Origin of the sequence: Acinetobacter sp. 10FS3-1, assembly GCF_013343215.1 — a bacterium.
Lineage (GTDB): Bacteria > Pseudomonadota > Gammaproteobacteria > Pseudomonadales > Moraxellaceae > Acinetobacter > Acinetobacter lwoffii_C.
Genome location: NZ_CP039146.1, coordinates 40,082 through 52,105, shown reverse-complemented (window position 1 = coordinate 52,105; position 12,024 = coordinate 40,082). Strand labels below are relative to the sequence as shown.

At 37.1% G+C, this 12,024-nt stretch carries 10 protein-coding genes and 1 pseudogene; 5 read left to right on the top strand and 6 right to left on the bottom strand.

All coding sequences use genetic code 11. The annotated features are described in order from the left end of the window. Window positions 1–39: 39 nt before the first annotated feature. Both E5Y90_RS16530 and E5Y90_RS16525 read left to right on the top strand, forming a co-directional pair. A complete protein-coding gene (locus E5Y90_RS16530) occupies window positions 40–939 on the top strand; it encodes a cation diffusion facilitator family transporter (protein WP_150378254.1) in 900 nt (299 codons plus the stop codon). A gap of 186 nt (window positions 940–1,125) precedes the next feature. After that, window positions 1,126–1,272, top strand: a pseudogene (locus E5Y90_RS16525) (recombinase family protein); the annotation flags it as partial. A 430-nt stretch (window positions 1,273–1,702) separates the two neighbouring features. Here E5Y90_RS16525 and E5Y90_RS16520 read toward each other — a convergent pair. The 6 genes from E5Y90_RS16520 to E5Y90_RS16495 all read right to left on the bottom strand — a co-directional run bounded on the left by E5Y90_RS16520 (window position 1,703) and on the right by E5Y90_RS16495 (window position 5,565). Further along, window positions 1,703–1,960, bottom strand: coding sequence for a hypothetical protein (locus tag E5Y90_RS16520; protein WP_005245137.1), 258 nt, complete (start codon window positions 1,958–1,960; stop codon window positions 1,703–1,705). A gap of 220 nt (window positions 1,961–2,180) precedes the next feature. Beyond that, window positions 2,181–3,785, bottom strand: coding sequence for an IS66 family transposase (gene tnpC / locus E5Y90_RS16515; protein WP_150378078.1), 1,605 nt, complete (start codon window positions 3,783–3,785; stop codon window positions 2,181–2,183). A 74-nt stretch (window positions 3,786–3,859) separates the two neighbouring features. Continuing rightward, complete coding sequence (gene tnpB / locus E5Y90_RS16510) at window positions 3,860–4,195, bottom strand: IS66 family insertion sequence element accessory protein TnpB (RefSeq protein WP_004691519.1); 336 nt, start codon at window positions 4,193–4,195, stop codon at window positions 3,860–3,862. Next, entirely contained in the window at window positions 4,192–4,575 is a 384-nt protein-coding gene (gene tnpA / locus E5Y90_RS16505; protein WP_004762545.1) for an IS66-like element accessory protein TnpA, read from the bottom strand. The genes tnpB and tnpA overlap by 4 nt, the downstream gene beginning before the upstream one ends. Window positions 4,576–4,788: 213 nt before the next feature. Continuing rightward, window positions 4,789–5,385 (bottom strand): putative adenosine monophosphate-protein transferase Fic, encoded by a 597-nt coding sequence (locus tag E5Y90_RS16500; RefSeq protein ID WP_004658347.1) that lies wholly within the window; start codon window positions 5,383–5,385, stop codon window positions 4,789–4,791. A gap of 12 nt (window positions 5,386–5,397) precedes the next feature. Then, window positions 5,398–5,565 (bottom strand): YhfG family protein, encoded by a 168-nt coding sequence (locus tag E5Y90_RS16495; RefSeq protein WP_005245168.1) that lies wholly within the window; start codon window positions 5,563–5,565, stop codon window positions 5,398–5,400. Between the two features lie 274 nt (window positions 5,566–5,839). On the opposite strand from E5Y90_RS16495, the gene E5Y90_RS16490 reads away from it, so the two are divergent. The 3 genes from E5Y90_RS16490 to E5Y90_RS16480 are packed head-to-tail and all read left to right on the top strand — an operon-like array spanning window position 5,840 to window position 11,861. Further along, window positions 5,840–6,304: a hypothetical protein gene (locus tag E5Y90_RS16490; RefSeq protein ID WP_000911011.1), complete on the top strand. Its 465-nt coding sequence runs from the start codon at window positions 5,840–5,842 to the stop codon at window positions 6,302–6,304. Window positions 6,305–6,316: 12 nt separating this feature from the next. Continuing rightward, on the top strand, window positions 6,317–8,656 hold the full coding sequence (locus tag E5Y90_RS16485) for a hypothetical protein (protein WP_002058482.1): 2,340 nt from the start codon (window positions 6,317–6,319) through the stop codon (window positions 8,654–8,656). A gap of 4 nt (window positions 8,657–8,660) precedes the next feature. Continuing rightward, window positions 8,661–11,861 carry a site-specific integrase gene (locus tag E5Y90_RS16480; protein WP_151208140.1) on the top strand — a complete coding sequence of 1,067 codons (3,201 nt, stop codon included), beginning with the start codon at window positions 8,661–8,663 and terminating at the stop codon, window positions 11,859–11,861. Window positions 11,862–12,024 lie beyond the last annotated feature (163 nt).

The window sequence follows — 12,024 nt, the reverse complement described above, 5'->3', positions numbered from 1 at the left end:
TATCTCTGCTCATCATAAATAGAATAAGGAAAATATTTTATGTCAGAACATCATGATCATGGCCATGCGGTTGTTACTGAAGAAAATAGTAAGAAGTTAATGGTTGCCTTAGGTTTAACGACTACTTTTTTAATAGTAGAAGTTGTCGCTGCTTTTATTACCCAAAGTTTGGCTTTGTTATCTGATGCAGCTCATATGTTTACTGATGTAGCCGCTTTAGCTATTGCTCTTGCCGCTATCAAAATTGGTAAAAAAGCCGCAGATGATAAAAGAACTTTTGGCTATCAGCGATTTGAAATTTTAGCGGCTCTGTTTAATGCGGTGATGCTTTTTGTGGTAGCAATATATATTGTATATGAAGCTTATCAACGTTTTACGAACCCTGCTGAAATTCAAAGTGTTGGAATGATGATTGTCGCGGTCATTGGTTTGGTCATAAATTTGATTTCAATGAAAATCCTTTCTGCTAGTGCTGAAGGAAGTCTAAATATAAAAGGTGCATATTTAGAAGTTCTTAGTGATGCTCTAGGATCGATAGGCGTGATTATCGGAGGAATAGTTATTTATTTTACCCAGTGGATGTGGGTTGATACCGTAATCGCTGTGTTAATTGGCTTCTGGGTCTTACCTCGAACTTGGATTTTATTAAAACAAAGTATTCATATTCTGCTTGAAGGAGTTCCTGATGAGATTGATATTGAGTCGTTAAGAAATGATTTATTGAAGCTAGAGGGCGTTGAAGGGATTCATCAGTTGAAAGTCTGGGCTATATCCTCAAGAAATATTCATTTAACTGCTCATTTGGTTGCTCCGAATAGCAATACAGATCAACTCTATCAAAAGGCCTTAGAAGTTCTAAAACATAATCATAATATTACTGAAATTACGTTACAAATAGAAAATACGAAATGTAATACATTGAACCAACATAAACACTAATTTGGACTTTAGTCTTCATATAGATGTTTTGTGTAACTTTAAAGTATACCCTAAAGTTACAATCTGAAAGTTCATGAAATTATGTATCATTTAAATGATTTTTAATCATAAGTAACATGTAACTTTAGTGTTAAAGATTTATAATTTACGAAATTGTTCATTTTTATCCAATTGGGGCGTGAAAAAGTGAAAGGCCAAAAAGTAGGGTATGTCCGGGTAAGTTCTGTCGAGCAAAACACTGGACGTCAACTTGAAGGAATTGAGGTCGACCGGATTTTTGTTGACCGTGCTTCGGGTAATAACACTAAATATAAAAAAATTGGAAGAATAATTTATTAAATTATTGTTTTTATGTGGTTATTGGTGATGTTATGAATAATAATAACTTTTTTCTTGATGAATTTTACCTAAAAAAATTGATCAGATAATTTTCTTTAAATGTCATGCATACATAAATTTGACAGTTTGAAGGGATCGGTATGTGCATTTTTCACAAGGTTAAAGATCGACCATAAATGTGATAAACGGCAGAGGATCATTGAAAAATGAATGGATTTAAACACTACATGTATGCACGAAAAAAAGTATCGCTGCGGTTCTGCTGACAGGCTGTATTGAGCATTGAATGCAAATGATGTAGTAATTGTCTACAGGCTATAGGACCAGCATGAAGAAGAATGAAATGTAGTTGCCAATTTATAACCTTGGTTGAAAAGCATAGCATTGTTATTCGGAGAAGTGAGGTAAGCCATCCTTCTCTTATTCATTTAAAATGATTCTTACTCAACTGATCTCGACTCATGGGCTGGTTCCAATTAGACGGATAATAACTTCCATCCCCTATCTTTTTCTTACCATATTTCTTGCATTTAATCCCTTCTTTGGAGATTTGATTCAGCATCACTGTTGTCGGTTGAATCAAATCAATGACATAGTTCGTTGGTTCAGGAAAAGCAGAAGAGGCTGCTTTATTGCAAAAGAGAACATTCGGATCAAATGGATTGGATTGCACAAAAGCCATGATACAGCCACAGAGTAATTCACCTGCATGTAATCTGTAACATCCATTCAGGTCATCAGACGAAGATTAATCTGAAATTTAAGCACTAAACGCCATAAATCTATGTATGGGCAGACTTTTTTGAGACATATGTTGATAAACATGCGGCAAGTTACATTGCTTAAAAGTCTATCTAAGTTAACAATCTATGTAAGCGTCCGCTGAACCCCATGCCTATTTTTTAATTTGAGTTGGATTTCCAGCGATGTGGCAGTAATTCTTCTATTTGGGTCGCTTTATGTGTCGGCAGCCTTTTCAGCACATCACTGAGATAGGCATACGGATCCAGCCCATTCAGCTTTGCTGACTGGATTAAAGTCATGATATTGGCCGCTCGTTGACCACTACGCAGCGAACCTGCAAATAGCCAGTTCTTTCGTCCCAATGCCCAGGGACGCATTGAGTTCTCTGCCCAGTTATTGTCAATGGGTAGATTGCCATCATCCAGATAGCGGCTTAAAGCTGACCAACGCTTCAGCGTGTAATTGATGGCCTTGGCGGTGGGAGAACTCGATGGTACCGTCAGATAATGTTGGTTGAGCCATTCATATAGTTGTTGCATCACCGGTTGGCTGTGCTGTTGTCGGTATTCGCGGCGCTGTTCTGCTGTACTATCGGTCTTTTTCCTGAGTTCTGCTTCTATGGCATACAGTTTCTGAATCAGCACTAATGCCTGTTCAGCGACCTGACTTTTTTTGGTCACATGCAGTTCATGGAATTTACGACGCGCATGGGCCATGCAGCCCACCTCAATCACCTGGCCTGATTTAAAGCGTGCTTTATAACCACTGTAATCATCACAGACTAGATAACCCTGCCAGCCTTTCAAGAACTCTGCAGCATGCTGGCCTGAACGGCTATCCTGAAAGTCATAGATCACCGCTTGAACTGGATTGTACTGTGTGGTGGCATAGGCCCAGACATAACCTTTCTTCGGTTTTTTCTCATCATCATCCATCCGCATAATGGTGACTGGTGTTTCATCTGCATGCAGCACCTGCTGTTGCAGCACCACCTCTTTTAAGGCATTGGCCAGAGGTTCCAGTTCCACACCGCAGCGACCAATCCAGTCAGATAAAGTAGATCTGGACAGATCAATGCCCGCCCGCTGATAGATCAGGCGCTGACGGTACAGCGGCAAATGATCGGCATACTTCGATACCAGCACATGGCTGAGCAGTTCAGGTGAAGCAATGCCTTTATCAATCACATAGGCGGGCATCGCTTGCTGAGTCAGAGTGTCGCACTGATCACAGACCCATTTGCCACGGACATGCTGTTCCTTGTAGAACTGTGCTGGTCTGAAATGCAGTTTTTCACTGATATCTTCGCCGATACGACGTAACTGGCAGCCACAACTGCATTGGGTTGATGCAGGTTCATGCTCAATACGGATGGTGTGTAGATGATCTGGCAGCAGTCGACGTTTAGGTTTGTTGACTGTGGCTTTCTCTGTCGCTGCATCGGTTTTATCTGCATTCAGCCGCTCCAGTTCCAAATCAACTGCTGCGATATCTTCTTCGACCGCTTCGTCCCATAGGTGGATTTGTTTTGTGGTGAGATGTTCGTTTTTACTGCCAAATTTGTGCTGTTTAAATAGTGCGAGCTCATGCTCGTATTTTTGCGTGAGAATGGAAAGATGTTGAACTTTGGCATCCAATTGCTGGTTTGATTTTTCTAATTCTTGATTTGATTGTGCCAGAGACTGATGCTGCATTGCCAACTGTCTGGTAAATTCCAGCAGTTGTTCATGGGTCAGTTGGCTTAAGTCTGGCAGCGTATTCATGACCGCAGTATGCCTGAGGTCATGACGCAGAGGAAATAGAACGTTTGGAGAATAGCAGAATGGAACAGCCTAGTTTAGAGCATCGTCACCACCTGCTGTCGTCCAATGCGCTGCCAAGGTAAACCCTGGATCAGTGCCTGTAACTGTTCCGGACTGATCGCCATGCTTTCACCCTGGTGAACCTGCGCCCAGTGGAATTTTCCCTGTTCCAGCCGCCGGGCACACAGCCAGATGCCCAGTCCATCATGTACCAGCACTTTCATGCGATGGCCACGTTTATTACAGAACAGGTAAGCACAATGCGGTTTAATGTAGCCAAAGGCTCTCACCACCTGAGCCATGATAGTATCCATCCCTGCTCGCATATCCAGAGGTTGGGTAGAAAGCCAGATTTCATCAATGCGGATCATGTTGCAAGTGCCTTGAGTAATTCTGCTAAAGCAGATATTTCTGATACTTGCCATTTCAAGCCAATTTCTGCTTTTGAGTGGGGTAAAGTAATTTGAACCGTTAACATGTCAGTAGGAGTAGGATCTAATGGTGCAGAGCAAGATAAGGCAATAAATGCAGGTTTATTCGGTAGTGGTGAGCGATCATTCCCTGGCTTACCATCAATTAAGCGAATCCATTTGGATACAAGATTTGTATTCAATCCATGTTGCAAAGCGACCGAAGCAATTGAAACGTCCGGTGCTTTACAAGCCTGAACGATCTGCTGTTTAAATTCAGCACTGTATGTTCTTCGTTTTTTCGCAAGAGATGCGATGGATGTCTGGTGATTTGTAGTCATAAATTTTAGTCCCCACTTGTTTTTAAGTGGGGACTAAATTAAGGCTTATAGGATGAATTCATAAGGTGTGTTCAGCGGACGCTTACCCTAAATTACCCGAAGAGTATTAAGATTTCTAAGAATCGTGATTGTTGGTTTATTTGGGAAATTAATCAGTGGATTGAAGCAAAGATGATGGCTCATTAAGGATTGTGGGCTTCGACTACTTAAATTTTAGGTATTTTGAATAAAGCATATTTCAAAAATCTTAATTAATGGATTTAAATTACCATAAAAACCTTCAATATTGGCTTGAATCCATTGTTGTTGAGAGTCAATGCGAGACCAATCAATACCATAACCACAATGAGCAATCAGATGCTCAAAGAAAATCCGTTGTGTACGTCCATTACCTTCACGGAATGGGTGTATGACATTAAGCTCACAATACAAGTCGGCAAGTTGAGGAATCAGTTGTTGTGGTGCTAAGCCTTGAAAGTATTTTTTTTCTTGAAGCGGTTTGAGTAGTTTATTGGTTTCAATTTCAATACGGGAAAAATTACAAAAACGGGTGTCACCTTTGGAAATATCGATTTGTCTTAACTTTCCTGCCCAGTCGTATAAGTCGCCAAAGAGCTGCGCATGAATTGATTTTAAGTATTGTAAGTCGTAAGGTGGTTCAGCATATTCAATTAAGTTACTTGCCAATCCAGACAGTTCTAGTTCAGCTTGTTCTAAAATTTGTTCATCATGAATATTGAGTTTGTTCTTTAGGATATTTGTGCCAGGGTAACAATACAGGCTGTCACCCATTTCCCCATATTTATCCATACATGCACCTGACTAAGTTTCGGGTTGCGAATACTTCTTATATTTTTGCAAGATTTCAGCTTTACTTTGTTGATTTGTTTGAGCTGTCGTTGTAATGCCTTCAAGCTTTAGGCTGGCTTGATAGTTTTGCGCACGTGTCGCTTGAATATATTTTTTTTTCTGTTCAGTGGTTCTGAGCATTTCGAAACTCCATTGATGCTACACGTGAAGTAAGTATAGCAGAGAATCTTTTTGATCAATGCTGCATACACAGCATTTCAAAATGTAATACAACGGTATTGTTTCATGTAATAACAGAAAACTAAAAAAAAGTGGAAGAATTTTTAAAATTTAGACCACCCATGATAAGTAAACCATATGTATTTGTTGATAATTGTAATTTTGAGAAAATTTAGTTGATAAATTAAATGAATTTTAATATACAAAGATATGCTCATTTTTTATATCGATAAAAATGTTAAAATTTGACTATTTAGTAAAAAATATAGAGATATTTATGGGGCAATTTATCATGCCCTTTTGCTTTGAGCGACAAAATGTTCAATTTAAGATAGTAAAAATTAACTCAGAACTACTGAAAATCAAAAAGATTAAACAGAGCCAGAAAGTAGTAGTACAAGCAAAGTTCAAAATAATCTATGTGAAAATTTGGCAAAAAATATTGCTATTAATGCAAACGGAGCCATGCTTACGTGTACATTCTAATTATGTTGCAATCTTACAGTTGATACATAATCTTGATGATTTTATCGAAAAATCACAGCAACACTTGTGCTTTGAGAGAAAAGCTCAGAAAGAGCTGGATGCTAAATTTTTTGCTAGATTTTTTAAGCTGACAAAGAGTTCAATAAAAGATCAACTTTTACCAAATTGTTCAGATCGTAATGAATTTAACCAATGCAATTTGATAAAAAATTAAGCGAAAGCGAATATGCCAAAGATTGAAACAGAAGAGCAATTCTTAGATTTAGCAGAAAAATTCCAAAAAGATTATTGTTTATTACGCAATCATGTTGTGAATACACAATTTGTCGATCTATCAGATGATTTACGTGAAAAAGCCCATGCTCTATATAAGGAAGCACAACAGATATATGGCTATATATCTAGTTCTAGACAATTAGGTAAATATTATTATCTAGCTTCTTTAAGTTATTTTGCATGCCCGACTACTAGTAATACTCAAGAGCTGTCGTCTGAACGTTATTTGATTCTACAAGCGAGTTTTTTAACATATCGGCAGTATCAAGAATTTGCAAAAATTGATAAAGCTGAGAATAAGCAAAAACATGTTTGTGATCTCTTTCGCTATGTATCACGATATGTTCTGGATTCTAATCATGCTGAATTATTTCAAGAATGCAGTGAGCTACTAAATCGCTATGTCATGTACGAACGTAACTTGAAAAAGGAGGATCGTAATCAACTTTTTAATATTAAAGATTTCAAACAAGTACAAGCCATAGAGTATTTATCGGCTCTATTAATAATTTTTAAAAGACTTGATGATCGTCGTGTTGTTCATCGTCAGCGTAAGTCAAAAAAAAGTAAAGTTTTGCAATGGCCGACGAAAAATGAACTCAAAAAATTTCGTGAAATTAAAACGGGTAAGCAAGTAGATATTGGACATAACGCAAAGATCAGTATTTATGATGCCGCTCTTCACAAAGATGAAGAGGGTGAAGTTGATCTATTAGATCCTGAAATGGAGTTTTATTCAGAAGATGAAAAGTCTAAAAATTTAAATTATATACTCAGCGATAATGCGACGCATCTAATGCGGCATCGCCAGCGCCGTCATGCTCCTTTTGTTACAAATCCACATTATTTGGCGCCAGATATACTGAAGCAAATTGTTTATGTGTTGAGAACCGAGTTATCCGGGCACTGGAGGGATGCTGCAATCGCTGCAGCATGTTTATTGTCACTTTTGACGGGATTATCACCCGTCGCACTGATGGATTTTAACGAGCTTATTCAAGATGGAATTTTGATCCAGAATGGTTCAAGTAGACGTCGCGAATATTTACTCAAATTAAATCTTAAAATTACAGAGCAGAAGATTAAGAGCTTAAATCATGTGCGGTGGAATGAAGTGATGACACATCAACTACATTTACCTTCTGCTTGGTTTGACTATATAGAACAAGCATCGAATCCACTAATTTCATCAACACACATTAATACGAAACTTAAGAATTGGCTTGATAATCGGTTTGTAGGTTCGATCACTGTAGAAAAACTGCAGGCTCAATTATATTTTCATATATATTATGAAACATATAATGAATATCTTGCTCATGTAATTGCTGGGCGGGATAGTCAGCATCACATGCCTGGTATCTATTATGGCGGGCTACCGAAAACTCAACTCAGTAGCACATATCTAGCCTTTTTAGAAAAAGCACTTACACCACATTCCACACATTTTACTGAAGACACGGCTGAACTAAAAATATTGCAACAACAATTCAAAGTGCAATCTGCATTATCTATAGGAAGGATAGGGAGCCAACTGGCACTTGAACCCAATTTTGTGAAAGAGCAATTCCATATTTTACATAGACATTGTCACGAAAACATCCAAGAAGATAAGCACATTATTAATCAACTTAATGCATATGCGTGTTGGATGTGGCATATCAGTTTGTTGAGTTTGGCAAGTCGGCCTAAAAAAAACCTGTTGGGGAATTTGGATGATTATTGTGTTGAGCTCAAGCTTTTATATGTGAATGATAAAAAAAATAGTAAAGCAAGAAAAGATGGTCGTTTTATCCCTTTATCTGATTTTTTCATAAAAACACTGCAAAATTACACTGCCTTTTTAGAACAAATTATTGAAGCGTACGGTTCATTTTTTAGACAAGTCTTTGCAAAGAAGAAGATAACTGTAAATGATCTTTTTGGTAAGGTCATTTTTAGTAAAGATATCTTGCCGATAACTGTCAAAGAATGGCAGAGCAGGAAAATTAAGTTAATCCCTTTATCGAGAAAATGGGTGAATTCATATATGCAAGGAGTCTTTCCAAAGAATATGTATTCGAATTGGTTACGTCATTTTGACATGAACTTTTTGATGCATGAGCAGCAAGAGGGTAAACCAGCATTAGCTTTTCACTTAATTCAGGCCCTGTATGGTCATGACCAACGTGACCGAGAGGCTTTTCATCCGCATTCTTCACTTATCCCGAATGTCTATGTACAGCAAGCCCGCCAGCAATTGCAAGATAATGTCAAATCTTTATCGATTAAACACTTAGAGCGAAAATAGTTGTATGCAAAAAATCAAAGAACTAATAAAACCACAACTAGATGATCTATTTGTTGATATTCATAAAATGGTGAAAAAGTCGCTAGATAGACAGCCTTCTCCACCTGAAGTATTGACGAAAGAAATGCAGCAAAAACTTGATCAGCTGATCGCTGAAAAATGGCATGACATTAAAGATAGTGTTGATTGTTTGAGTCAAAAGTTGAGCCGAGACGAACAATCAAAACTGATGCAATTTACTGAAGATGAATTTAATAAAAGAAGGAAGCAATTCAACCAGAATGTAGATAAAAAATCATACAGAATTAAGCTAAATCCACATACTAAACGGATCGTACTGCCTAGAAAAATTGAGAGTACAGAGTCACGGTTAGAACAGGGGCATCTACATATCCATGTACTTAAGGAATTAAGGCAGTATTGGCAAGATTCATTTGAATATTGGAATGAACCAAAGTACTTATGGGGAAATTTATGCTTAAGTTTTATATATATTTCAGGCTGTGCAGATGAACAGCATTTGATTGCTATTCAGAAGCAATTGCAGGAGGCCATTGAGCTTGGTACAGATCTGAATTGTTTTCGGTTATACCATTCGGACTACAAAAAAATCACTAATCCATTGTTACTACATTATCGTGTTGAAAACTCTCAATATGGCAACGATGTAGAACAGGGAAAGTTGTACCAATGGAAACATGTTTTTTTTAACCCATATGCGCAGTTCATTTTGCAATATTTAAAAAAGTTGAAAGCTACTCAGAAAGAATTTTGTCTGCAACATTCAGTTGAAGATTGTATTTTAGAAAGCTTGAGTAAGATAGGCAGGAAAAAAAGTCTTGGGGATCTGCAATATCAAATTAAACGCCGTGGATTTCGTGCATTTAATGATGTGCAAATGGTACTCGAATTTAATCCAAACCTCAGCATAGATATATTTTTGAGTAATGTGCTTCAGCAAGAGATTAATACTGTTGCTTTAAGGCCATCCGAATTTAGATTGCTGTGGAATAATGATTACAATCAAGTCACAGAAGCAGATAATCGCCCTATTCATTTTGAACAAGAGCAGTTACTTCCTGAAGTTCCGACTGTTCAAAGCAAATTACAAACGATTCCGTATGAGTTGATGTTGTTTGGTCAAAAGAAACGTAAAGGTCAAAAAGTTGAGCGTTTAGATAAAAAGAGGAATAAAGAAGAACGCACGCTACGTTTTTGGCAAGAAACTAGAAGGGTGTTAGAGGAGAAGATAGTTGATGCTAATACGGAGGAAAAGTCTTTAATTGATGCTCAACTACGCTTAATTCACTGGTTAATGCATTTAAAAAAACGAGGGCTTCAATTATCAACTATTGAAAGCTACTTAGGATCGTTTGGCAAAGAATTTATATTTGAGATTTGGCTCAATAAATTAGATTTAAAGCAACAATCCATAGATGACTATGAGGATTTATATCGGCAGCTATTGAAATACAGCAGTGAACGTGATGAAAAAGCAGTTCAACGAGATTCGGTGAAAGGAAAAACCTCTCGTAAGATGCACCAAAGCGCAGAATACCGTTTTGGTCGCCTAAAAGATTTTCATCAATTCTGTATAGAGAATTATGATGCTCCAGGGGTATTGGTGTTACAGAATTCAAGTTTTAAGCATTTACAAATTTGCAATGCACGGCTAGTGAGTCCTTTGCTATTTGGCAAATTATTGGAAAAACTAGAAAATTTAAGTCAAGAGCCAACGGCATCAGAGTGGGTCGATCATCTGAGTTGTTTAAAGCTGATGTATTTACTAAGTTATAGAACTGGACTTCGATTAAATGAAGTTCGTTGTCTTAAAATACAAGATATTATTTGCCCAGAGCTACTTTATAAAGAAAAAGAAAATACAGTTTTTAATAATATCACGCTTCATATCCAAGACAATTCATATCGCCGTCTGAAAACGCGAAGTGCGAATCGTCAAATACCATTGAAAATTGCATTGTCAGAACATGAGTTTTTAGTAGTACAACGTTACATACAACATCGTTATGAGCAATATTTGGTTAATCAGCAGGATGATCTACTTTTTAGTGTGAATCATCGTGTATTAACTGATCAATGTATCAGCAAAATTACAGTAGATTTGTTTAGTCAAATATTAGGTATGCATCATGGCTTTAGTTTTCATACATTACGCCACAGTGCTGCTAACTATCTAGCAATAACTTTGCTCGGTTCAAAAGAAATGATCAAGACCTACACAGATTGTCCTTGGGTAAAAGCAAAAAAGATGAGGGATTTATTGTTTGGTATGAAAGCACGTGCTCAAGAAGAGATTATTCAACATAAATGGCAGGTGCTCGCCTCTTGGATGGGGCATAGCAGTATTGAGCAAACGGCTTCAAATTACCTTCATGTTTTGGATTTATTAGCAGTCGATCGAATTTATAATTCGCCGTGTATCATTTCAAAAAAAGTATTAGAACAGTGTTTTAGTCCAGTGAAGTCAAGTACAGACTACATAAACCTAAATCGTTATACTCAGCAGCAGAAATGGTTTAATTCTTATCAGCAAACACAGCCAGTTACGATGGCTGGCCGACAAGAAAAGAAGTTTAGTATAGAGAAGAGTACTCTGACACCTTTTCAACGTTTGATAAGTTTTAGAGAAGGTCGTTTAAGCGAAGATACCCAAGCTCAAGAATGGATGCAACGATGTCAATGGATGAGCACTAAATGGATGGATCGCCAAAAATTTAATTTAAAAACGAATTATGTTTATAGTAAGAATTTAGAAGAGAGTTGGTTTGATGAACTTTACGAAAAGGCTAAAAAACTGACTCGTCCAGATGAAATAATTCCTCTCCTTGATTTTCATTATAAAGATGATAGGCAGCAAGATGCACTGAAAGAAAAGAACATGGTTAAGGCGCTTAAAATATTATTATTATTTGGAAAACTGCGTAAGAATTTTCTACATTTTCAATGCCGAATGAAAGGTGATGAGCAACAAATTGTTAATTTTATTACTGGTATAGAGCCAATGTTAGGAGATCATCTGTATTTAGAAAAACAAAACTACCCAGTTAATTTGGATGCTCCTGAGCGAACCGTTAAATTTAGTTTTCAAAGAGTTGTCGGCTCTAACAAAAAAAATGTTACTCCGCTGGTTATATTTAATTTAATGTTAAAAATGATGCAAAAAGATGAACTCTGGATCAAATAGCCTAAGCAAACTGAAAAGGGGGAATTGTTTAAAAATCTCTCTGGTTATAAGTAAACTGTCTTTATGAAAAGCATCATACTAACTTTGATTCATAATAAAGGGAATTTAAAAGCTTTAGCATCACAATTTGGTCACTGGATTTTAGACAATAGTGTAAAGATTA

Bases quoted from the DNA above. Each gene is read 5' to 3' on its own strand.
- tnpB (WP_004691519.1), bottom strand. From the start codon at position 4,195: ATGATCCGCATTGATGAAATCTGGCTTTCTACCCAACCTCTGGATATG.
- E5Y90_RS16520 (WP_005245137.1), bottom strand. From the start codon at position 1,960: ATGGCTTTTGTGCAATCCAATCCATTTGATCCGAATGTTCTCTTTTGC.
- E5Y90_RS16530 (WP_150378254.1), top strand. From the start codon at position 40: ATGTCAGAACATCATGATCATGGCCATGCGGTTGTTACTGAAGAAAAT.
- E5Y90_RS16480 (WP_151208140.1), top strand. From the start codon at position 8,661: ATGCAAAAAATCAAAGAACTAATAAAACCACAACTAGATGATCTATTT.
- E5Y90_RS16500 (WP_004658347.1), bottom strand. From the start codon at position 5,385: ATGGATAAATATGGGGAAATGGGTGACAGCCTGTATTGTTACCCTGGC.
- E5Y90_RS16490 (WP_000911011.1), top strand. From the start codon at position 5,840: ATGTTAAAATTTGACTATTTAGTAAAAAATATAGAGATATTTATGGGG.
- tnpC (WP_150378078.1), bottom strand. From the start codon at position 3,785: ATGAATACGCTGCCAGACTTAAGCCAACTGACCCATGAACAACTGCTG.
- E5Y90_RS16495 (WP_005245168.1), bottom strand. From the start codon at position 5,565: ATGCTCAGAACCACTGAACAGAAAAAAAAATATATTCAAGCGACACGT.
- tnpA (WP_004762545.1), bottom strand. From the start codon at position 4,575: ATGACTACAAATCACCAGACATCCATCGCATCTCTTGCGAAAAAACGA.
- E5Y90_RS16485 (WP_002058482.1), top strand. From the start codon at position 6,317: ATGCCAAAGATTGAAACAGAAGAGCAATTCTTAGATTTAGCAGAAAAA.